Annotated in this window: 16 protein-coding genes; 1 reads left to right on the top strand and 15 read right to left on the bottom strand. The window is 41.9% G+C overall.

The window, feature by feature from the left end; genetic code table 11:
• Positions 1-207: 207 nt before the first annotated feature.
• The 14 genes from lpdA to ACJ7Z2_RS07470 form a co-directional block, all read right to left on the bottom strand.
• Entirely contained in the window at positions 208-1,632 is a 1,425-nt protein-coding gene (gene lpdA / locus ACJ7Z2_RS07535) for a dihydrolipoyl dehydrogenase (protein WP_409499872.1), read from the bottom strand.
• Between the two features lie 117 nt (positions 1,633-1,749).
• The gene (aceF, locus tag ACJ7Z2_RS07530; protein WP_409499871.1) at positions 1,750-3,657 is read right to left on the bottom strand and encodes a pyruvate dehydrogenase complex dihydrolipoyllysine-residue acetyltransferase; all 1,908 of its coding nucleotides are present in this window, start codon (positions 3,655-3,657) and stop codon (positions 1,750-1,752) included.
• Between the two features lie 210 nt (positions 3,658-3,867).
• The gene (gene aceE / locus ACJ7Z2_RS07525; protein ID WP_409499870.1) at positions 3,868-6,525 is read right to left on the bottom strand and encodes a pyruvate dehydrogenase (acetyl-transferring), homodimeric type; all 2,658 of its coding nucleotides are present in this window, start codon (positions 6,523-6,525) and stop codon (positions 3,868-3,870) included.
• A 363-nt stretch (positions 6,526-6,888) separates the two neighbouring features.
• Positions 6,889-7,899 carry a quinone-dependent dihydroorotate dehydrogenase gene (gene pyrD / locus ACJ7Z2_RS07520; protein ID WP_409499869.1) on the bottom strand — a complete coding sequence of 337 codons (1,011 nt, stop codon included), beginning with the start codon at positions 7,897-7,899 and terminating at the stop codon, positions 6,889-6,891.
• Between the two features lie 78 nt (positions 7,900-7,977).
• Entirely contained in the window at positions 7,978-8,928 is a 951-nt protein-coding gene (locus tag ACJ7Z2_RS07515) for a ribose-phosphate pyrophosphokinase (protein ID WP_006250220.1), read from the bottom strand.
• Positions 8,929-8,953: 25 nt separating this feature from the next.
• Positions 8,954-9,808, bottom strand: a complete 855-nt coding sequence (gene ispE, locus ACJ7Z2_RS07510) for a 4-(cytidine 5'-diphospho)-2-C-methyl-D-erythritol kinase (RefSeq protein ID WP_409499868.1) — start codon at positions 9,806-9,808, stop codon at positions 8,954-8,956.
• Positions 9,796-10,428 carry a lipoprotein insertase outer membrane protein LolB gene (gene lolB / locus ACJ7Z2_RS07505; protein WP_409499867.1) on the bottom strand — a complete coding sequence of 211 codons (633 nt, stop codon included), beginning with the start codon at positions 10,426-10,428 and terminating at the stop codon, positions 9,796-9,798. The genes ispE and lolB overlap by 13 nt, the downstream gene beginning before the upstream one ends.
• 86 nt (positions 10,429-10,514) lie before the next feature.
• Positions 10,515-12,278: a lipid A ABC transporter ATP-binding protein/permease MsbA gene (gene msbA / locus ACJ7Z2_RS07500; RefSeq protein ID WP_409499866.1), complete on the bottom strand. Its 1,764-nt coding sequence runs from the start codon at positions 12,276-12,278 to the stop codon at positions 10,515-10,517.
• A gap of 83 nt (positions 12,279-12,361) precedes the next feature.
• The gene (locus ACJ7Z2_RS07495; protein ID WP_409499865.1) at positions 12,362-13,048 is read right to left on the bottom strand and encodes an LrgB family protein; all 687 of its coding nucleotides are present in this window, start codon (positions 13,046-13,048) and stop codon (positions 12,362-12,364) included.
• Between the two features lies 1 nt (position 13,049).
• Positions 13,050-13,415, bottom strand: coding sequence for a CidA/LrgA family protein (locus tag ACJ7Z2_RS07490; RefSeq protein WP_409499864.1), 366 nt, complete (start codon positions 13,413-13,415; stop codon positions 13,050-13,052).
• Between the two features lie 73 nt (positions 13,416-13,488).
• Positions 13,489-15,414: an ATP-dependent DNA helicase gene (locus ACJ7Z2_RS07485; RefSeq protein ID WP_409499863.1), complete on the bottom strand. Its 1,926-nt coding sequence runs from the start codon at positions 15,412-15,414 to the stop codon at positions 13,489-13,491.
• 181 nt (positions 15,415-15,595) lie between these two features.
• Positions 15,596-15,817, bottom strand: coding sequence for a hypothetical protein (locus ACJ7Z2_RS07480; RefSeq protein WP_409499862.1), 222 nt, complete (start codon positions 15,815-15,817; stop codon positions 15,596-15,598).
• An 86-nt stretch (positions 15,818-15,903) separates the two neighbouring features.
• Positions 15,904-16,701 (bottom strand): ABC transporter ATP-binding protein, encoded by a 798-nt coding sequence (locus tag ACJ7Z2_RS07475; protein ID WP_409499861.1) that lies wholly within the window; start codon positions 16,699-16,701, stop codon positions 15,904-15,906.
• Position 16,702: 1 nt separating this feature from the next.
• Positions 16,703-17,635 (bottom strand): ABC transporter permease, encoded by a 933-nt coding sequence (locus tag ACJ7Z2_RS07470; protein ID WP_409499860.1) that lies wholly within the window; start codon positions 17,633-17,635, stop codon positions 16,703-16,705.
• Positions 17,636-17,876: 241 nt separating this feature from the next.
• On the opposite strand from ACJ7Z2_RS07470, the gene dauA reads away from it, so the two are divergent.
• On the top strand, positions 17,877-19,610 hold the full coding sequence (gene dauA / locus ACJ7Z2_RS07465; protein WP_409499859.1) for a C4-dicarboxylic acid transporter DauA: 1,734 nt from the start codon (positions 17,877-17,879) through the stop codon (positions 19,608-19,610).
• A 93-nt stretch (positions 19,611-19,703) separates the two neighbouring features.
• Here the strand turns inward: dauA and uvrA are convergent, their stop codons facing one another.
• A complete protein-coding gene (uvrA, locus tag ACJ7Z2_RS07460; RefSeq protein WP_409499858.1) occupies positions 19,704-22,532 on the bottom strand; it encodes an excinuclease ABC subunit UvrA in 2,829 nt (942 codons plus the stop codon).
• Positions 22,533-22,633: the final 101 nt, after the last annotated feature.

The raw sequence follows: 22,633 nt of genomic DNA, 5'->3' as shown, positions 1-22,633 counted from the left end.
TTTGAAGTCTCACAACATTGCGCTGTGGAACGAGGTGCATTTTACGGATTTATCATTTTATGTCAATGCTAAATTTAGCATTCCAGATTCAAATGCTGAAAAAAAACTCACTATGCAATAGTTTAGTTTTAAAAATAATCAAGCGGTTGATTTTTGCAAACAATTTACAAAATCCAACCGCTTGTTTTTAGAGACTAAATAATCTGATTAGCGTTTTTTCGCTTTCGCATTTGGTAAGTCTGTAATCGAACCTTCAAATACTTCTGCTGCTAATCCCACCGATTCGTGTAACGTTGGGTGAGCGTGAATGGTTAATGCGATATCTTCTGCATCACAACCCATTTCGATTGCAAGTCCGATTTCGCCTAATAATTCACCACCGTTGCTACCGACAATCGCACCACCTAATACACGGTGAGTATCTTTATCAAAAATTAACTTGGTCATACCTTCTGAGCATTCAGAAGCAATCGCACGACCTGAAGCAGCCCAAGGGAATTTCGCCACTTCGTAGTTCAAGCCTTCTTGTTTACACTCTTTCTCAGTTTTACCAACCCAAGCCACTTCTGGTTCAGTATAAGCGATGGACGGAATGACTTTCGGATCGAAGTAATGTTTCATTCCCGCAATCACTTCAGCCGCTACGTGTCCTTCGTGTACGCCTTTGTGAGCTAACATCGGCTGACCGACAATATCACCAATAGCGAAGATGTGTGGTACATTGGTACGCATTTGTTTATCCACACGAATAAAGCCACGCTCATCCACTTCTACACCTGCTTTACCGGCATCAATTAATTTACCGTTTGGCACACGTCCGATAGCCACTAACACCGCATCATAACGTTTAGTATCGTTGCAGGCTTTTCCTTCCATTGATACATAGATACCGTCATCTTTCGCTTCTACTGCGGTTACTTTGGTTTCAAGCATTAGCTTGAATTTTTTCTCGATTTGTTTGGTGTAAATCGCTACAACATCTTTATCTGCAGCAGGAATCACTTGGTCGAACATTTCAACCACTTCCACTTCTGAACCAAGCGCGTTATATACAGTTCCCATTTCTAAACCGATAATACCACCACCCATAATAAGGAGTTTTTTCGGTACTTCTTTTAATTTAAGAGCATCGGTTGAATCCCAAACACGTGGATCTTCGTGTGGAATAAATGGCAGTTGAATCGGGCGAGAACCTGCTGCGATAATTGCATTATCGAAAGTAACCGTTGTAGGATTACCATCACGATCACGAGCAACTAATGTGTTCGGGCCGGTAAATGCTGCTAAGCCTTCTACTACAGTCACTTTACGAGCTTTAGCCATACCAGCCAAACCACCGGTTAATTTTGAAACAACCGCTTCTTTACCGGCACGCACCTGATCTAAATCAATCGTTGGCTCACCAAAGGTCACACCGTTGTGTACTGCATTTTTAGCTTCTTCAATTACTTTTGCAACGTGTAATAGTGCTTTAGAAGGGATACAACCCACGTTTAAGCAAACACCACCTAAGGTTGAATAACGTTCAACAATCACTGTTTCTAAGCCTAAGTCTGCACAACGGAATGCCGCTGAGTAACCTGCCGGGCCTGCACCAAGTACAACAACTTGGGTTTTAATTTCTTTGCTCATAGTTTTTCCTCTTTGTAGGGACACACTGGGTGTGTCCGCGGACGCAAGCATTGCGTCCCTACCATAAGCGGTCAAATTTGCAAAAAAATCTGCAAAATCAACCGCTTGTACTGTCAATTACATCACTAAACGACGGATATCTGCTAATACGCTATTAATGTAGCTTAAGAAGCGTGCACCATCAGCACCATCGATCACGCGGTGGTCGAATGATAATGAAAGCGGAAGCATTAAGCGTGGTTCAAATTCTTTACCATTCCAAATCGGTTGCATTTCAGATTTAGACACACCTAAAATTGCTACTTCCGGTGCATTCACGATTGGTGTGAAGTGAGTTGTACCAATACCGCCTAAGCTTGAAATTGTGAAACAGCCACCTTGCATATCAGATGCTGTCAATTTACCTTCACGGGCTTTTTTCGATACTTCCATTAATTCACGAGAAAGCTCGATAATGCCTTTTTTGTTCACATTTTTGAACACCGGCACCACTAAGCCGTTTGGTGTATCAACCGCAACCCCGATATTGATATATTTTTTCAAGGTTAAACGTTGTGCATCTTCAGAAATTGAGCTGTTGAAACGAGGGAAGGCTTCTAATGCACTTGCCACTGCTTTCATAATGAACACTACAGGTGTGATCTTCACATCTAACTTACGTTTTTCAGCTTCTTTGTTTTGCTCTTTACGGAAGTTCTCTAACTCTGTAATGTCTGTGCGATCGAAATGTGTAACGTGAGGAATCATTACCCAGTTACGGTGTAAGTTCGCACCGGAAATCTTATTGATACGGCTTAATTCAACTTCTTCAACTTCACCAAACTTGCTGAAATCTACTTTCGGCCACGGTAATAAACCTAAGCCTGCACCGTTTGCCGCACCTGTTGCTGCCGCTGCTGTTCCGCCTTGTTTTTCAAATACTTGAACAGCCGTTTTAACGTATGCTTGAATATCTTCTTTAACGATACGACCTTTACGACCTGTACCTTTTACTTTGTCTAGGTTTACACCAAACTCACGAGCTAAACGGCGAATTACCGGTGTTGCGTGTGCATAGCTAGCTGAAGCCACCACTTGTTCTTGGCTTAAACCTGATTGGTTTTGACCTGCCGGAGCTGCGTCAGCTTTCGCCGGAGCTGCTGCTTGTGGAGCAGGAGCTGAAGCCGCTTGAGCAGCCGCCGGAGCCGGTGCCGCACCCGCTACTTCAAATTTCATAATTAATGAACCGGTTGATACTTTATCACCTGATTTCACTAAAATTTCTTTTACCACACCGGCAAATGGAGCCGGCACTTCCATTGATGCTTTATCGCCTTCAACCGTGATTAAAGATTGCTCTTCTGCAACAGAATCACCTACTTTAACCATAATTTCAGTGACGTTTACTTCATCTCCACCGATGTCCGGTACATTAACATCTTTAATTGCAGATGCTGAAGCTTGTTGAGCCGGTGCAGCTTCTGCAACCGGTGCAGATTGTGCTGGAGCTGCTGAAGCCGTTTCAAATTTCATAATCAATTTACCGGTTGAAACTTTGTCACCCACATTGATTAAGATTTCTTTTACTACGCCGGCAACCGGTGCAGGGACTTCCATTGACGCTTTATCGCCTTCAACATTGATGATAGATTGATCCACTTCAATGCTATCACCCACTTTTACCATAATTTCGGTTACGTTAACTTCATCGCTACCGATATCAGGTACATTTACTTCAACAACGGCTGAAGTTGTTGCTACTGGAGCAGCAGGAGCTGCTTCTGCTTTTGGTGCTTCTTGAGCAGGAGCAACATCTGCTGACTCTAAAATTAACATTGGTGAACCGGTTGAAACTTTATCACCCACTTTCACTAAAACTTCTTTTACCACACCTGCTTCAGGAGCCGGCACTTCCATAGAGGCTTTATCGCCTTCTACATTAATAATTGATTGATCTACTGAAATAGTATCGCCAGCTTTAACCATCACTTCAGTTACGCTGACTTCATCCGAACCGATATCCGGCACATTAATTTGTTTTGACATTTTGAAATCCTTCTTGAGTTACCCCCTCTCCCATTGTGGGAGAGGGACAGATTTTTCTTCTTAGATGAAGAAAAATCAGGGAGAGGGGAAATACAAGCGGTTGATTTTCTCAACATTTTTGCAAATAAAAATAACACCCTCTCTCTGCTAAAAGTTTCTCAACGAAACCTTTAGCCGTCTCTCTCCCATTAAGGGAGAGAGTATTAAAAATTACGCATATAATGGGTTAATACGATCTACATTTAAGCCGAATTTAGCAATAGCTTCCGCAACCACTTTGTTTTCAACTGTGCCTTCTTTTGCTAATTGAGCTAGGGCTGCAACCACTACATAACGCTCATCCACTTCAAAGTGTTCGCGTAAGTTTGCACGGCTGTCTGAACGACCGAAACCGTCTGTACCTAACACGTGATAGTGTTTACTTGGTACATAAGCACGGATTTGCTCTGCGTACATCTTCATATAGTCGGTTGAAGCAACAGTTGGTAAATCTTTTAACACTTGAGCAACGTACGGTACACGTGGTGTTTCAGTTGGGTGTAATAAGTTCCAACGAGCTACATCTGCTCCGTCACGACCTAATTCATTGAATGATGGTGCTGAGAATACATCTGCTGTAATACCATAATCATTCGCGAGAATTTGTGCCGCTGCACGCACGTGACGCATAATTGCACCAGAGCTTAACAATTGTACGTGACCTTTACCTTTACCCTCAACGGTTTCAAATTTATATAAACCTTTACGGATACCTTCTTCCGCACCTGCTGGCATTGCCGGCTGTTCGGTAATTTCATTTAAGGTAGTAATGTAGTAGAAGATATCTTCTTGGTTTTCACCATACATACGACGAATACCGTCTTGAACAATAACCGCAACCTCAAAGGCAAATGCCGGGTCATAGGTTACACAGTTCGGGATTACACCTGCTTGAATATGGCTATGACCATCTTCGTGTTGTAAACCTTCGCCGTTTAATGTTGTACGACCTGAAGTACCACCAATCATAAAGCCACGAGCTAATTGGTCACCGGCTAACCACATCATATCGCCTACACGTTGGAAACCAAACATTGAGTAGTAGATGAAGAATGGGATCATCGGTAAGTTGCTAACAGAATAAGAAGTCGCTGCTGCCACCCAAGAGGCTGTTGCGCCTAACTCATTGATACCTTCTTGTAATACTTGGCCATCTTTTGCTTCACGGTAGTAAGCCACTAAATCACGGTCTGACGGTACATAGTTTTGACCGTGTGGGTTGTAAATGCCGATTTGACGGAATAAACCTTCCATACCGAAAGTACGGGCTTCATCCGCAATAATTGGCACGATTTGCTGACCGATATTTTTATCTTTCAATAAAGTATTCAATACACGAGAGAACGCCATTGTGGTTGAAATACCACGTGGTTGCTCATCCAATAATGCTTGGAATTCGCTTAATTCAGGCACTTTGAAATCAACCGTAAATTTCGGTTTACGTACAGGCACATAACCGTTTAAGGCTTTACGTTGTCCGTGTAAGTAGTTGTACTCTTCAGAACCTTCAGGGAATCTTACATACTCTAGGCGTTCTACTTGCTCATCGGTTAATGGTAGCTCGAAGTAGTCACGGAAGCCTTTTAAGCTATCTAATGACATTTTTTTCGATTGGTGAGCAGTATTTTTACTTTCCGCTTCAGGAATACGGTAGCCTTTCACTTGGTGAGCTAAAATGACAACCGGTTTGTCCGATTTTTGTGCTTTTGCATAAGCAGCATAAAGTTTTTCAGAATCGTGCGCACCACGGCGTAATGCCCAAATTTCATCGTCCGTCATATCGGCAACTAATGCTGCAGTTTCAGGGTAACGACCGAAGAAGTGTTCACGTACGTAAGCACCATTTTTGGATTTGAAGGTTAAATAGTCACCATCAAGTACTTCCATCATTAACTGTTTAAGTTTACCTGAGGTATCTTTTTCAAGCAGTTTATCCCAACCGCTGCCCCATAACACTTTAATCACTTCCCAGCCACAACCGGTAAAGAGAGCTTCTAATTCTTGTACGATTTTACCGTTACCGTTAACCGGACCGTCTAAACGTTGTAAGTTACAGCTAATAGTAAAGATTAAGTTATTTAATTTTTCACGACCGGCGAATGATAATGCACCTTTAGATTCGATTTCATCCATTTCGCCATCGCCTAAAAATGCATATACTTTTTGGTCAGCAGTATCTTTTAAGCCACGGTTTTCTAAATATTTTAAGAAGCGAGCTTGATAAATAGCATTTACCGGACCTAAACCCATAGATACAGTTGAGAATTGCCAGAATTCAGGCATTAATTTAGGGTGTGGGTAAGATGATAAACCATCAGTGAACGCTTCTTGACGGAAGTTATCCATTTGTTCTGCGCTAATACGACCTTCTAAGAACGCACGACCATACATACCCGGTGCTGCGTGACCTTGGAAGAAGACTAAATCACCGCCATTTTTTTCGGTTGGAGCTTTGAAAAAGTGGTTAAAACACACTTCATACATAGTTGCCGCAGATTGGAAAGTTGAAATATGACCACCTAAGTCAAGATCTTTCTTCTGGCTACGAAGTACTGCCGCAATCGCATTCCAACGTACCGCAGAACGAATACGACGTTCGATTTTATGATCACCCGGATAAGCTGGCTGCTCGGAAACAGGGATAGTATTGACATAATCTGTTGTTACGCCTGTTGGTAATGCCACGCCACCTGCACGAGCTTGGCTAATAACTTGTTCAATGATAAATTGAGCGCGCTCTAAACCTTCTTCACGAATTAATGAATCGAGTGATGCTAACCAATCCTGAGTTTCGATTGGATCTACGTCATTTCTTAAGTTCTCTGACATAGTATTCTTCCTTATAAATTAACGATTGAGGTGATAAATAACAAAATTTTAACAAATTTTGTTTGCTTGGTGATTTTTAGACCAATTTTTATCGAAAAAATTTCAGTAAAACAACAATTTCCGAATTAAACCTCTCTTGAGGCATATACTAAAAATCATAATTAAAACTTATTATCTATTTGATTTTAAACGATTTTTATATAATTTTATAAAATTTGTTTAAATTTTGTAGATAAATTTGCAGTGCAAGATAGCAAAAATAGGCAATTTTGTCTATTTTTGATAGATAGCTAATACCGCCATCCATTCCACTAAGATGACAGAAATAAACCTAACCAATCATTTTTAACTAGAAATCTATCCCTAACTGTTCAGCTGAAGGTGTTTGGCTAAGGTTTGAATTAATGATGGTCCTTGGTAAATCATTGCGGAATAGACTTGCAATAAACTAGCACCTGCATTCACTTTCTCCTGCCCACTCTCTAACGAATGGACTCCCCCACAACCTATAATTGGTATTCTCTCGCCCAACTCGGCAGATAATTTTGAAATTAACCTTGTACTTAATGAGTGTAATGGCTTGCCACTTAATCCACCCAGTTGTTCCGAATACGGTAATCCGGCAATACTTTCACGAGACAAGGTAGTATTGCCGGCAACCACCCCATCAATTTGGTAGCGAACAAGGCTATCGGCCACGGAAGCTATTTCTTCATCAGTTAAATCAGGCGCAATTTTTAAGACAAGCGGTCGATATTTCCCCATTTTTTGCGCAAGTTGTGCCTGCTCATTTTTGAGGTTTCGTAGTAAATCATCTAATGCCTCACCATATTGTAAACTGCGCAAATTTTTGGTATTAGGTGATGAAATATTTACCGCCACATAATCCGCATATTGATAAACCTTACGCAAACAAATTTGGTAGTCATCAAAGCTATGCTCAATTGGTGTAACCGCATTTTTTCCAATATTAATACCTAAAATACCACTATAGGTTGCATTTTTTACATTTTCGACTAAAACATCAACGCCTTTATTATTAAATCCATTGCGGTTAATAATTCCCTCTGCATCTACAATACGAAATTGCCTTGGTTTAGGGTTTCCGTCTTGAGCGAGAGGGGTGACAGTCCCAACCTCAATAAACCCAAATCCTAATTTCCCAAAACCATCTATCGCTTCACCGTTTTTATCTGCTCCGGCTGCAAGCCCTATTGGATTTTTAAACGTGAGTCCCATTACTTGGGTCGGATTATCGGGTGTTGGCAGAATCGAAAAAGGCGATTTTCCGGCTAAAGCAAGTGCCTGAATAGAGAATTGATGTGCTTTTTCCGCATCTAGTGCAAAAAGTAATTTACGAATCAGGGAATACATACAAATTATCTTAAACTAAATATAGTAGTGAATAGATATAAAAAACCCAATCTTTCGACTGGGTTTTTATCTCATAAATTAGGCATCAAACATTGCTGAAATGGATTCTTCATTGCTAATACGGCGAATTGCTTCTGCTAACATACCGGATAATGTTAAAACACGTACTTTATTTAATGCTTTAATCTCATTACTCAGTGGAATAGTATCAGTTACCACAATTTCATCTAAAGCTGGATTCGCTAAATTTTGTGCTGCAGTGCCTGAAAAAACTGCATGTGTGGCATAAGCAAAGACACGACGGGCGCCACGTTCTTTCAGCGCTTCAGCCGCTTTGACTAAAGTACCACCAGTATCAATCATATCATCAACCAAAATACAGTCACGATCAGCCACATCACCGATAATGTGCATTACTTGTGATACATTCGCTTTTGGACGGCGTTTATCAATAATTGCCATATCAGTATCATTTAATAATTTTGCCACCGCTCTTGCACGAACAACCCCGCCAATATCTGGAGAAACCACGATAGGGTTGACCAAATCGGATTTTTTCAAAATATCATCGATTAACACAGGGGAACCAAATACGTTATCTACCGGCACATCAAAGAAACCTTGAATTTGCTCTGCGTGTAAGTCGCAGGTTAAGACTCTATCTACCCCTACGCTAGATAAGAAATCAGCAATCACTTTTGCGGTAATTGGCACACGGGCTGAACGCACTCGTCTGTCTTGGCGTGCATAACCGAAATACGGAATCACTGCGGTAATACGACCAGCTGATGCACGGCGAAGCGCATCTACCATCACGATCAATTCCATTAAATTATCATTAGTTGGTGCACAAGTGGATTGCACAATAAAAATATCGCCTCCACGCACATTTTCATTGATTTGTACTTGAATTTCACCATCGCTAAAACGACCAACTGTTGCATTACCTAATGAGGTATAAAGATGTTTTGCAATACGATTAGCAAGTTCCGGAGTTGCGTTGCCCGCAAACAGTTTAATATCTGTCATGGATTGATCCTTAAGGTTAAGATGGTTAGATTTGGAATAACATTTGATGTAATGGCGAAATATTTTGCCCTTTCGCCACAAAACCGAAGACGGCTTCCGGTTTATGTGCAAAAACCTGCTCGGCTTCTGCTTTTGTTTCAAATTCGGCGAAAATACAAGCACCTGTGCCTGTTAGCCTAAACTGGGCATATTGTAACAATTCTTGTATAAGATCTTCAACCGCAGAATACTTTTCTCGTACAACTTTTTCGCAATCGTTTTCCCACGGTAAAGATAATAATTCGGCTAAGGGGCGTTTTGGAGTATTTCTAGGTAAATTCGGGTCGGTAAACACCGCTGCGGTTGAAATCGACACTTCTGGTTTTAGCACTACATACCATTTTTCTTGTGGATCACAAGGGGTTAACACCTCCCCCACGCCTTCGGCAAAAGCAGCCATACCTCTAACAAATATCGGCACATCAGCCCCTAAACTTAAGCCTAATTCTGCCAATTTTTCCAATGAAAGCTCGGTATTCCACAAGTGATTTAAACCGACTAATACTGTTGCAGCATTAGAAGATCCACCACCAACACCTCCGCCCATCGGTAGGTTTTTTTTAATCCCAATACGGCAGCCTTGCCTACAAGCGGTCGTTTTTTGCAAAAGTTTTGCTGCTCGGTAAATGAGATTCTCCTCAGTTGCCACCCCTTCTACCGGATTAATTAATTCAATCTCTGAACTTTCTGTGATCTCAATCTCAATTTCATCGCCAAAATCTAAAAACTGAAACAGCGTTTGTAGCTCGTGATAACCGTCTGCCCGCTTATTGGTAATGTATAAAAACAGGTTTAATTTTGCCGGGCTGGGTAAGGTGACTTTCTTCATTAATACGCCCATTTTTCAATGCGGAGCTTCAATGTCTGAGTGCCGTTTTCAAGCACAATCAGCTTCGGTAAGTTTGGTACACGATCTTCGTGATACTCCACATAGCTTGCTTTCCAAAGCGTGCCATTAAGAGGATAACTAAATTGCGACAGCTGGCGTTTTTCATTCACAATATAGTTGCCATCTTTTTCAGGCAAGCCTTTTACCCAATAGGAAAACTGATCGATAGGAAACGAAACACCGATAATCTCTTGCATTAACGCATCAACATCACGGTCAGAACGGCTATTACCCTCACTGTCTGAAACCGTTAAGCCCCGTTTATTACGCTCTAATTTCAGTGATTTAGTCGAGAGATTCGAGGAAAGCTCTAACCTAAATTGGGTTGGATTAGTATAACGCCACTTGAAATGGGAAGAAAAACGCTCTTCAGGTGAAATATAGCCAAATTGCCCTGTTGCGGTATAGCCTTGAATTTGGCTTAGTTTCGCTAAATGCTGCTGCCATTGTGGATCGTTATGCGGAATTTGTACTGTTGGTTGTTGCACCTCTGTTGGTGCATTTAACACCGAATTACAGGCAGTTAAAACCAGCAAAGCACTGAGAGATAAAAGTTTTGTCAGTTTTTTCATAGTGTCTAAATATTATTGTAGGGTCGAAAAATCTTTCGCCCTGTTTTTATCATTAATTGGGGAGAAACATATTTCTCCCCTACAAATTAGGCTCCGAATTGTAAACTATGGAGTTGTTTATAAGCCCCACCTTGTGCTAACAATTCCGTATGGCTGCCACGCTCGATGATATTTCCGTGATCGACCACCAAAATTTCATCTGCTTTTTCAATCGTTGATAACCGGTGTGCTATAACCAGCACCGTACGATCTTTCTGTAGCACTTCAAGTGCAGATTGGATCGCTCTTTCTGACTCCGTATCTAATGCAGAGGTAGCTTCATCCAGCACCAGAACCGGCGAATTTCGCAGTAATGCACGTGCGATTGCCAAGCGTTGTCGTTGCCCACCGGAAAGACTTGCTCCGTTTTCACCGATTACCGTGTCTAAGCCATTTTCCAATTTTTCGATAAACTCCATTGCGTGTGCAGCTTTCGCAGCGGCAATAATTTCTTCTCGAGTGTATTTATCGGTGGCAGCATAGGCTATATTGTTGGCAACAGTGTCGTTAAATAAATGCACCTGCTGCGAAACCACTGAACATTGTTCTCTTAAGTTTTTTAAGCGGTAATCTTGAATGTTAATGCCATCAAGCAAAATTTCACCGTCAGTCACATCATAAAAACGGGTAAGCAAATTGGCAATGGTTGATTTACCCGAGCCGGAACGCCCAACCAATGCTACTGTTTTGCCTTTAGGAATGGTGAAAGAAATATTATTTAATGCTTTTTCATCTTTGCCTTCATAACTAAAGCTCACGTTTTTAAATTCCACATTGCCTTCTGCTTTAGCAACAGAGATTGAGCCGTGATCTTTTTCAGTTTTTAAATCTAAAAATTCAAATAATGTTTGGCAAGCTGCCATTCCACGTTGGAATTGTGAGTTCACATTGGTGAGTGATTTTAGAGGGCGTAACATTGCCATCATCGAAGAAAACACTACTGTGAATGAACCTGCAGTTAAATTCTCACTCATCACCTCAGGAAAGGTCGCAACGTAAAGCACTGCAGATAAGGCAAAAGAGGCAATAAGTTGCACCACACCGTCAGAAATACCATCAGCAGAAACGACTTTCATACCTTTACGCCGCATATCATTACTGACTCGGTCAAAACGAGCTTTCTCAATTTCCTGCCCACCAAAGGAAAGTACCACCTTATGCCCTTTAAGCATTTGTTCTGTCGTGACAGTAAGCTCCCCCATTGAGTTTTGAATATTACGGCTTAATTGACGGAAATATTTTGATACAAAGCCAATTAATACACCGATAATCGGAGCCATAATAAAGAGTACAATGGAAAGCTGCCAACTGGTATAGATCATCACCACAAACAACGAAAGCAGATACGCCCCTTCTCGCACAATAGTCACTAAGGAATGAGAAGCAGAACTTGCTACCATTTCGGTATCGTAAGTCACACGAGAGAGCAAACGCCCTGTCGGGTTATTATCAAAATAGCTCACCGGCATATACATCAAATGCTGAAAAATGCGGCGGCGTAATGTCATAACCACCTTGCCTGAAACCCAAGCTAAACAGTAACTGGCAGTATAATTAGTAATACCACGAACTAAAATAAACACCACAACAAGCACTGCCATCAATTTTAGAAAATCATTATTAGCTTGCCCAAAGCCTTCATCTAGCAAGGGTTTTAGGAGATAGATAAGCCCGGAATCTACCAAAGCATTTAATACTAAAGCGATTGCCCCTGTAATCAACCCTGCTTTAAACGGGCTGATAGTCGGCCATAAACGCTTAAAGGTTTTAAGCGTAGAAAGATCTTTTTCTTGTGTTATTTGTTCTTGCATAATTCTCTATTTTCATTGAAAAATCACGGTATTGTACCTTGATTTCAGCCAGTTACCAAATAAGGTTTGAGATTTCACTGTTTTTAGTAACATAACGTGACGATAACGTTAAATATTAAAGGTGCAAATATAGAAGACAGCACACCACAAGCCACTAATGCGATAGAACTATAGCTACCGGCTTTCATACTATGCTCTAAGCATCTTGCCGTGCCTAATGCGTGGGAAGCAGCTCCCATACTTAACCCAATCGCCATCACATTTCTTACTTTTGCCAGGCGCAGAAGTGTAAAGCCTAAAATAGATCCCACTAAGCCTGCGATCATCACCCCAACCGCTGCGATTGCAACATTTCCATTAATTTCATTCGTAATAATAATTGCCATTGGCATTGATACCGATTTAGGCAAAATGGCGGCTAAGATCTCTTGGCTTGCTCCAAACAACAATGAGAACCCAATCCCGGTTATCATCGTAATTAGGGTACTAAACAGCAAAATCACGACAATCTGCCGCCATTTTTTGCGGATATGAGGTAATTGTTCATAAAAAGGGTAAGCAAGTGCTACAACAGAAACGCCAAGTAAGTTATTCAAGGGGGAATTACCTTGATAATAGTCTCGGTAAGGGATATCAAAAATCAGTAATACACCGATTAGCAAAGCGAGAGCAATTAAGAAAGGGTTCAGAAAACTGCTCTTGAGTTTTTGGCTGATTTTCAAACCGGCAATAAACATGATTACCGTCAACACAGTATAAAGATAGCTCATTTTACCCTCTCTTGTGATGAAAAATCCACTGTGCAAACAGCCCAATCGCTACCACAGAAACTAAGGTGCTTAATGCCGTTGCCAACACAAACGTGTTCAGATTTTGGCGTAACAGATCAAGATGTTCGATGAGTTCGACACAAATCGGTAGGAAAAATAGCGTCATATAACGTGTGAGCGGTTTCGCACTCGGTATCACCCATTCCACTTTAACAATGCCGATAACCAAGCAGCCGAATAAGATAAGCATACCTAAAATACTATCCGGGATCCCGATGGGGAATAGATAAACGATTAACTTGCCTAAATAAAGCATCACAAATAACAATGCCAAAGAAGCAACCATACGCAGCAATGTAGACAACATATAACTCCTCAACAAGCGGTTATTTTTATCCGTTTTTTTGCAAAAATCTGCAGAAATCTGACCGCTTGTAACCCTATTTTTGTTTCAAAAATTGAATAACATTCCCCAAATCTCTGGTGCGTCTAGACGGCGGTAAACTTTTCAAGAAAGTTTGCCCATAATTTCGCATCACCAAACGGGAATCGCAAATAATCACTACACCTCTATCGGTCACATCACGAATTAAACGCCCTACGCCTTGTTTGAGGGTAATCACCGCTTCCGGAATTTGAATATCGTTAAACGGATCGCCGCCCTGTATTTTACAATCTTCCATTCGGGCTTTGAGTAACGGTTCGTCTGGTGAAGTGAAAGGCAATTTATCAATAATCACCAACGATAAATCATCGCCCCGCACATCAATCCCCTCCCAAAAACTTTGGGTTGCCACCAATACGCTGTGATCTTCTTTCACAAATTTTTCCAATAACAGGCTTTTGCTGGTTTCGCCTTGCAACAATACATTTAGCGAACTGTGTTCGCGTAAAAAGTCGGCTAAACCCCGCATCATATAATAGGAAGTACAAAGCAAGAAACAACGTCCTTTATTTGCTTCAATCACCGGTTTTAATAATTGCCCGAGAGCAGTTAAGGTATTGGATTTATTAGTATCCGGCAAGTAGCGAGGCACACAGAGTAAAGATTGATTTTGGTAATCAAACGGGCTTTGTAACACCAACTGCTCCGCATTTTCGATGCCTAGCCGTTGGCAAAAATGATCGAATTTGCCACCAACTTCGAGTGTGGCTGAGGTAAACACCCAACCAATTTGCTGGTTCTTCAACTGCTCGCCAAATTTATCTGCCACCGTAAGCGGCGTAATATGCAGCCCAAAGGATCGCCCATTCGCCTCATACCAATAACAATAGCCGGTCACACCGGTATCCATTAATTTTTTAAGTTGAATTTTGACTTCTGCCAACCGCTCGAAAATTTTATCCAACGTTTCCGACCGACCCAGCGATTTTTTTACCACTTCACTCAAAAAGTCGATATTCTCAGCCACTTTTACCAAGCCATCGATCACTTTTTTATCACGAAATAAATCTCGCAAATTGCCTCGAATCTGCCCTTCTCCGCCCATCAGTAATCGGAAATCTTGTACCACTTTCATCAAGTGATCAGCCGCTTTACCTAATTGAGCCAGATCTTTAAGTTCAGTGCGGTAAACAATATTGGTATCTTTGCAAATATCAAATAATTGGCGGGAAGAAAGCGATTGCCCGAAATATTGGCTGGCAATATCCGGCAGTTGATGGGCTTCATCAAAAATCACCAGTTCAGCTTCAGGGATCAACTCACCAAAACCGGTCTCTTTTACTGCCATATCGGCACAAAATAGGTGATGGTTTACCACGACTACATCCGCCTCCATTGCTTTACGGCGGGCTTGTACCACATAACAATCTTTAAAATGCGGGCAATCCGAGCCTAAGCAACTCTCGGTGGTGCTGACTAACTGCGGTATAATCGGGCTATCTTCGGCAATGGTAATACATTCACTTAAATCCCCTGTTTTAGTGGCATTTTGCCATTTGCTGACTTTTTTCAAATCGGCAAGAACGGATTTATCCCCCAATACACCCATTGCGGTCACTTGATCTAAACGCTCTAAACACAAATAGTTCGCCCGTCCTTTGAGTAACGCAATTTTGCCTTTGTATTTTAGGGCTTTTTGAATAGTGGGAAGATCTCGGTTGAAAAGTTGATCTTGCAGGTTTTTAGAACCGGTCGAAAGAATGGTTTTCTTGCCTGAAAGTAGTGCCGGCACCAGATAAGCAAAGGTTTTGCCTGTGCCGGTCCCCGCCTCTACCACCACAGGTGTCGCAAATTTTACCGCTTTTGCGACCGCTTGAGCCATTTCAAGCTGTGCTTGGCGTGGGCGAAATCCACTGATATTTTGGCTAAGCAGCCCATTGTCGCTAAATGCGTGCTGAATGTTATCGTCGTATTTTGTCATTTAAAAACAGGCAAGCGGTCGAATTTGCAAAATATTTTGCAAAAACAACCGCTTGTGAAAAGTAAAAATTATTGGTTTTTAGATAATTGTTCTTTAGAAATCCGATTAATAATATAAAGCCAACCAAACGCAAAAACGTTTAAAATTAGCAAACCTAGAGTTAAATTCCAACCTAGTTCCATCACAACACCTCCTTTAGCTGCCGCAATTTTCGCCCAAGTGTCAAAAAAACATAAATACTCAATACTAATAATGCTGAGTTAGTCAATTTAATCAGCGTTGGCTCTTTGCCAAAAAGTATAACAGGAATTGCCAAAATCGCAACTTTCGCTACATCTACCGAAATTTTAGCCCAATCGTCTAGCGTTTCTTTCTCTACCGGAGTTTTGAAAATACTTAACATTGAATACATCCTTTTGGGCTTATTATTTAAAATCTGAAAGCCAAATACAAAAGGAGAAGTTCATTTTTTCGATGCAGATCGCAAAATTAATTGCCGAGTAATAATCCATCGTCACTCAACTGCTCGTGGCGACTTTGTTGGAACAGTTGTAACAGATCCGGCACGTCCATTTTTTGCCGTTGCTCGCCCGAAACATCAAACGCCACTTGCCCTTGATGGAGCATTACCGTTCTATCTCCATAATCTAAGGCTTGTCGCATTGAGTGCGTTACCATTAACGTAGTCAATTTTTGCTCTCGAACAATTTTGTTCGTCAGCTCCATCACAAAATCGGTGGTTTTCGGATCAAGCGCTGCTGTGTGTTCATCAAGCAATAAAATGTTAGAAGGCTTAAGCGATGCCATTAAAAGACTAACGGCTTGGCGTTGTCCACCTGATAACCGCCCCATTTGGTCGGTTAAACGGTTTTCTAAGCCTAATCCCAAAAGAGATAGTTTTTCTTTGAATAACTCTCGCATTTGGCGTTTAATCGCAAAACCTAAACCTCGCTTACCACCACGCTGATAAGCTAACGCCATATTTTCTTCAATCGTTAAACTTTCACAGGTGCCTGCCATCGGATCTTGAAACACTCGGGCGACTTGATTTGCTCGCTGCCAGGTTGTAGTGTTATTGACTTTATTGCCTTGAATAATAATATCGCCACTATCAACCAAACAATCGCCGCTAATTGCATTGAGCATTGTCGATTTACCCGCCCCATTACTGCCAATTACGGACACAAATTCGCCTTGCTCAACTTTTAGTGATAAGCCTCTCAGCACAGGGTTTTCAATCGCAGTCCCTTTGTTGAAAGTAATAAATAAGTTATTGAGTTCAATCATATTAACCTCGCTTACCGAGCAATTTGTGTTTAATTCGAGGAACCGCTAATACAATCACCACCAATAACGCCGTAATTAAATTGAGATCCTGTGGTCCAAAGCCAATGCCGTTTAAGGTTTCGTTATTTAATGCCAGTGCGATGAAGTAACGGTAAAGAATCGAACCGATAATCACTGCAAAGGTAAGCCAAATAATCCGTTTTACCGAAAAAATCGCCTCACCGATAATCACCGCCGCCAAGCCAATCACGATAGTTCCTACTCCAATCGAAATATCGACACCACCATTACTTTGCACATACAAAGCACCACCTAACGCAATTAACGCATTGGAAATTGCCATCCCTAAAATCGTCATTTTATTAATTGCAATGCCTTGTGCTTTCGCCATTCGGCTATTGGTGCCGGTTGCCCGAACCGCCAAACCGATTTCGGTCGCAAAAAAGAGGTCAAACAAACCTTTTACGATAATAACAACCAGCAATGCCATCACTAATCGTACTAAGGCTAACTGTAGATCGCTTTCAATCGGCATTACATCGTAAATCGTGGTTTCGCCTAAAATCGCAATATTCGGCATTCCCATAATGCGTAGATTAATCGAATAGAGTGCGATCATCATTAAAATACTGGCAAGCAATTTCTCGATTTTAAAGCCGATATGCAAACTTGCAGTAACCATACCGGCTACCGCTCCGGCAAGCGTGCCGTATAAGGTTGCCAACCAAGGATCGACTTGGTTTAAAATGCCGATCACACACACCGCTCCGCCTAGTGGGAAACTACCGTCTGCGGTCAGATCCGGAAAATCCAGAATTTTATAAGAAATTAATACCCCAAGGGCAACAAGGGCATAAATTAAGCCCAGCTCTAACGCCCCAATCCAAGTGATATTAGTTAAAAAGGCACTCAAAAAATGAATAAGACTGTCCATTTGTTTATTATAGTCAATGAAATCACAACAAATGCACTACTATAGTAGTACAAATTAAAGCGGCATTTTACGCTATTTTAAAGATAAAATCAGCTAATTATTTGCATTTGCAAATTTTTCGCCTAAAACAACCGCTTGTCTTAATATATTTGCTCTTTCCTGCTTTTTATTGCGTTAGCTCAAATTTAATTTTATTCATTGCAGTAAAATAAGTGAAACATTCTCTTCTCTCAAACACACTATGTTAAATAAATGGTTTTTAACTAAAAATGCTTTCCTTGCGGTCAAACCTTTTAGTGCATTAAAAGATGCACTTAATGCAGGTTATGGCAAACAACATTTAATCAGGGATATCATTTCAGGCTTAACAGTTGGGGTTATCGCTATTCCGCTATCTATGGCATTGGCGATTGCCAGCGGTGTGCCGCCACAACACGGTTTATATACGGCGATTGTTGCCGGAATTGTGATAGCCCTTACAGGTGGTTCACGATTTAACATTTCAGGTCCGACAGCCGCTTTTGTGGTGATTCTATACCCCGTCACGCAGCAGTTTGGATTAAGCGGATTACTAATGGCAACAATGCTGTCCGGGGTAATCTTAGTATTGATGGCGTTACTCCGATTAGGACGGTTAATTGAGTATATTCCACTACCTGTCACACTGGGTTTTACCTGTGGTATCGGCATCGTGATTGCCACCTTGCAAATCAAAGATTTTCTGGGTTTAAGCATTGAAAAAATGCCCGAACACTATCTTGGCAAGCTAGAAGCTATTTTCTCAGCACTGCCTACTATAAGTTGGGCAGACACCTTAGTGGGTATCGTAACATTGTTGGTTTTAACCCGTTGGCATAAGCTACGACTACCCATTCCCGGGCATTTACCCGCTGTCTTTATCGGCACGCTGTTATCATTATTGCTGATTCATTTCGGACAAAACGTTGCTACCATCGGCTCAGCATTTCACTACACACTCTCTGATGGCTCCACAGGGTATGGTATTCCAAGCGTATTACCTGAATTTGTGTTACCTTGGAATCTTCCGAATGCGGAAGGAAATCGGATAGATTGGAACTTAACCACTATTCAAGCCTTATTACCGGCTGCCTTTTCAATGGCAATGCTGGGGGCAATCGAATCGTTACTGTGTGCGGTAGTGTGCGATAATATGACCGATACCAAGCACCACTCTAACAACGAACTATTAGCCCAGGGCTTAGGTAATATTGCATCACCATTTTTAGGAGGAATTACCGCAACAGCAGCGATTGCGAGATCGGCTGCCAATGTTCGTTCCGGAGCAGTTTCCCCCATTTCCAGTGTGGTTCACGCCTTGTTGGTTTTATTTGCCCTACTCTTTTTGGCTAAAGCACTTTCCTATTTGCCACTTTCCTCAATGGCTGCACTATTATTGGTAGTAGCTTGGAATATGGCAGATATTCCACAAATCATTCAACTTACCCGCCGTTCAGGTAAAAATGAAATTGCGGTTTTACTGACTTGCATTACCCTCACGGTATTATTTGATATGGTAATTGCCATTACAGTAGGGGTGTTACTGGCGAGCCTGCTATTTATCCGTACTATTGCAGAAATGACGAAATCCTTTGAAATGGCTCACCCAACCGATTTGGATAATGTATTGGTTTATCGGATCAGTGGCCCGTTATTTTTTGCTGCTGCCGATAACCTCTTTGCCGATTTACACAATAAAACCGTACATACCGATCACCAAATTAAACATATTGTGCTGCAATGCGATGCCGTTACAGTATTAGACGCCGGTGGCATTCACGCCCTCACCTGTTTTGTACAACATATGTTGCCACATCAGCAACTTCATCTCTGTAATGTACAATTTCAACCGATGAGAATGCTAGTCCGCTCACAAAAAACCGTAACCGAAATCCAGCAAATTCAATTCAGCAGCGATCTTGAATCTGCCTTCGACAAAATCAGACAGGCTAACTAGGAATAAGCTCTGGATATAAAACAAGCGGTCATATTTTCCAACTTTTTTGCAAATTGCAAAACTTTCCGAAAATATGACCGCTTGTGTTGAACATTAGCCCTTAGCCAAAATCTCTTTTAAGAAGCGTGCGGTATGGGAGCGTTTGTCTTTTGCCACTTGTTCCGGTGTGCCGGTGGCAATAATTTCACCGCCACCGCTCCCGCCTTCAGGTCCGAGATCGACAATCCAGTCTGCGGTTTTAATCACATCTAAATTATGTTCGATCACCACAATCGTATTGCCTTGATCACGCAGGCGATGTAGCACGCCGAGTAACTGTTTAATATCAGCAAAGTGCAAGCCGGTAGTCGGTTCATCTAAAATATAGAGCGTTTTGCCGGTATCTCGTTTGGAAAGCTCGGTAGCCAATTTCACCCGTTGGGCTTCACCGCCTGAAAGCGTGGTGGAAGATTGCCCTAAACGGATATAAGATAACCCTACGTCCATCAAGGTTTGTAGCTTGCGTGCAATCATCGGTACAGGGGCAAAAAATTCTCTCGCCTCTTCCACTGTCATCTCTAACACTTGGTGAATAGTTTTACCTTTATAGCGAATTTCCAAGGTTTCACGGTTATAGCGTTTGCCTTTGCAGTGGTCGCAAGGCACATACACATCAGGCAAGAAGTGCATTTCAACTTTAATCACACCGTCACCTTGGCAGGCTTCGCAACGTCCGCCCCGTACATTAAAGCTAAACCGCCCTACGTTATACCCTCTGGCTCGGGCTTCTTGCGTGCCGGCAAAAAGTTCACGGATTGGCGTAAATAATCCGGTGTAAGTTGCCGGATTTGAGCGAGGAGTTCGCCCAATCGGGCTTTGATCAATATCGATTACTTTGTCAAAATGGGATAAGCCGTCAATCGTTTCATAAGGGGCAACATCACTGTTTTCCGCTCGGTTTAACGCATTCTGTGCCAGAGGGAATAGTGTGTCATTAACTAAAGTTGATTTGCCCGAACCTGATACACCCGTGATACAAGTAAATAAACCAACCGGAATCTCTAATTTCACTTTTTTCAAGTTATTACCGCTTGCTCCCGATAAGGTGAGCAATTTAGTTGGATCATAAGGCACACGTTGAGCCGGAATCTCAATTTTTTGTTTGCCTGAGAGGAATTGTCCGGTAATGGATTCCTCAATTTGCATAATTTCAGCTGCCGTACCTTGTGCAATAACTTGCCCGCCGTGTACACCGGCACCCGGGCCGATATCCACGATATGATCTGCGGCTCGGATCGCATCTTCATCGTGTTCAACCACAATCACGGTATTGCCTAAATTGCGTAAATGCACCAAAGTATTCAATAGGCGTTCATTGTCTCGTTGGTGCAAGCCGATGGAAGGCTCATCTAGCACATACATTACACCTACCAAGCCCGCACCAATTTGGCTGGCAAGGCGAATCCGCTGAGCCTCGCCCCCTGAGAGGGTTTCTGCCGAACGAGAAAGCGAAAGATAATTCAAGCCGACATTCACTAAAAACTGTAGCCGTTCACGAATTTCTTTGAGGATTTTCTCAGCAATTTTTTCTTTCTGACCAGCTAATTTCAGCTCTTCAAAAAAGGTTAATGCCTCACCAATGCTTTTTTCAGAAACCATCGGCAAATTGGTTTTATCTAAGAATACATAACGGGCTTCACGGCGTAACCGTGAGCCTTCGCAATCCATACAAGGACGATTATTAATATACTTCGCCAACTCTTCACGCACCGAGTTTGATTCGGTTTCTTTATAGCGGCGAGCCATATTATTCAACACCCCCTCAAAGGCGTGTTTACGTTTAACCTTATCGCCTCGGTCATTGACATAAACAAATTCAATCTCTTCTTTAGTGCCATTTAAAATAATGTTTTGGTATTTTTTCGGTAGCTGCCCAAATGGCGTTTCTAAATCAAAGCCATAGTGCTCGGCAACGGCTTTCAATAAACCAAAATAGTAGAAACTGCGGCGATCCCAGCCTTTGATCGCCCCTGCAGCTAATGAAACCTCTTCATTTTGTACCACTTTTTTGGCATCAAAAAACTGCTCAACGCCCAAACCATCGCAAGTCGGGCAAGCCCCGGCAGGGTTATTAAACGAGAAAAGGCGTGGTTCTAATTCGTGTAAAGAGTAACCACAATGCGGACAAGCAAAGCTGGACGAAAACACAATTTCTTCGGCATTCGGGTCGTCCATATCTGCAATAATTGCGGTAGAGCCGGATAAATCTAACGCTGTTTCAAAAGATTCCGCCAAACGGGTGGCAAGATCAGCTCTTACTTTAAAGCGATCCACCACCACTTCAATGGTGTGTTTTTTCTGTAATTCTAATGCCGGCGGGTCGGATAAATCGCAAATTTCGCCGTCAATTCTAGCCCGCAGATAGCCACTAGCGGTCAAATTTTCCAATAATTTTACGTGTTCGCCTTTACGCTCTTTCACCACGGGGGCTAGCAACATTAATCGCTTGCCTTCCGGTTCTTCCAATACTCTATCTACCATCTGAGAAATGGTTTGAGCAGCCAATGGCACATCGTGATCAGGGCAACGAGGCTCCCCCACTCGAGCAAACAATAGACGTAAATAGTCGTGAATTTCGGTTACCGTTCCTACGGTCGAACGTGGGTTGTGAGAGGTTGATTTTTGCTCAATCGAAATCGCAGGGGAAAGCCCTTCAATATGATCCACATCAGGCTTTTCCATTAAGGAGAGAAATTGGCGGGCGTATGCAGAAAGCGATTCCACATAACGGCGTTGCCCTTCCGCATAAAGCGTATCAAATGCAAGAGACGATTTGCCCGAGCCGGAAAGACCGGTAATTACAATGAATTTATCTCTCGGCAAAGTTAAATTGATATTTTTTAGGTTGTGCGTTCTTGCTCCGCGAATATCGATATGTTGCATATTTTTAATGTCCAGTGCTATTTTCTCAATTTTCGATCATTATCGCATATTTTAATAAAACTGTACAAAATATCAGTTTTTTGGTGTTCATCTTTTGGATT

Origin of the sequence: Mannheimia glucosida, assembly GCF_046267875.1 — a bacterium.
GTDB lineage: Bacteria > Pseudomonadota > Gammaproteobacteria > Enterobacterales > Pasteurellaceae > Mannheimia > Mannheimia glucosida.
Note: the sequence above shows the minus strand (reverse complement) of the source record. Positions and strands in the feature narration are given on the sequence as shown.

Coding starts and splice junctions, on each gene's coding strand:
- lpdA (WP_409499872.1), bottom strand. CDS start 1,632: ATGAGCAAAGAAATTAAAACCCAAGTTGTTGTACTTGGTGCAGGCCCG.
- aceF (WP_409499871.1), bottom strand. CDS start 3,657: ATGTCAAAACAAATTAATGTGCCGGATATCGGTTCGGATGAAGTCAGC.
- aceE (WP_409499870.1), bottom strand. CDS start 6,525: ATGTCAGAGAACTTAAGAAATGACGTAGATCCAATCGAAACTCAGGAT.
- pyrD (WP_409499869.1), bottom strand. CDS start 7,899: ATGTATTCCCTGATTCGTAAATTACTTTTTGCACTAGATGCGGAAAAA.
- ACJ7Z2_RS07515 (WP_006250220.1), bottom strand. CDS start 8,928: ATGACAGATATTAAACTGTTTGCGGGCAACGCAACTCCGGAACTTGCT.
- ispE (WP_409499868.1), bottom strand. CDS start 9,808: ATGGGCGTATTAATGAAGAAAGTCACCTTACCCAGCCCGGCAAAATTA.
- lolB (WP_409499867.1), bottom strand. CDS start 10,428: ATGAAAAAACTGACAAAACTTTTATCTCTCAGTGCTTTGCTGGTTTTA.
- msbA (WP_409499866.1), bottom strand. CDS start 12,278: ATGCAAGAACAAATAACACAAGAAAAAGATCTTTCTACGCTTAAAACC.
- ACJ7Z2_RS07495 (WP_409499865.1), bottom strand. CDS start 13,048: ATGAGCTATCTTTATACTGTGTTGACGGTAATCATGTTTATTGCCGGT.
- ACJ7Z2_RS07490 (WP_409499864.1), bottom strand. CDS start 13,415: ATGTTGTCTACATTGCTGCGTATGGTTGCTTCTTTGGCATTGTTATTT.
- ACJ7Z2_RS07485 (WP_409499863.1), bottom strand. CDS start 15,414: ATGACAAAATACGACGATAACATTCAGCACGCATTTAGCGACAATGGG.
- ACJ7Z2_RS07480 (WP_409499862.1), bottom strand. CDS start 15,817: ATGTTAAGTATTTTCAAAACTCCGGTAGAGAAAGAAACGCTAGACGAT.
- ACJ7Z2_RS07475 (WP_409499861.1), bottom strand. CDS start 16,701: ATGATTGAACTCAATAACTTATTTATTACTTTCAACAAAGGGACTGCG.
- ACJ7Z2_RS07470 (WP_409499860.1), bottom strand. CDS start 17,635: ATGGACAGTCTTATTCATTTTTTGAGTGCCTTTTTAACTAATATCACT.
- dauA (WP_409499859.1), top strand. CDS start 17,877: ATGTTAAATAAATGGTTTTTAACTAAAAATGCTTTCCTTGCGGTCAAA.
- uvrA (WP_409499858.1), bottom strand. CDS start 22,532: ATGCAACATATCGATATTCGCGGAGCAAGAACGCACAACCTAAAAAAT.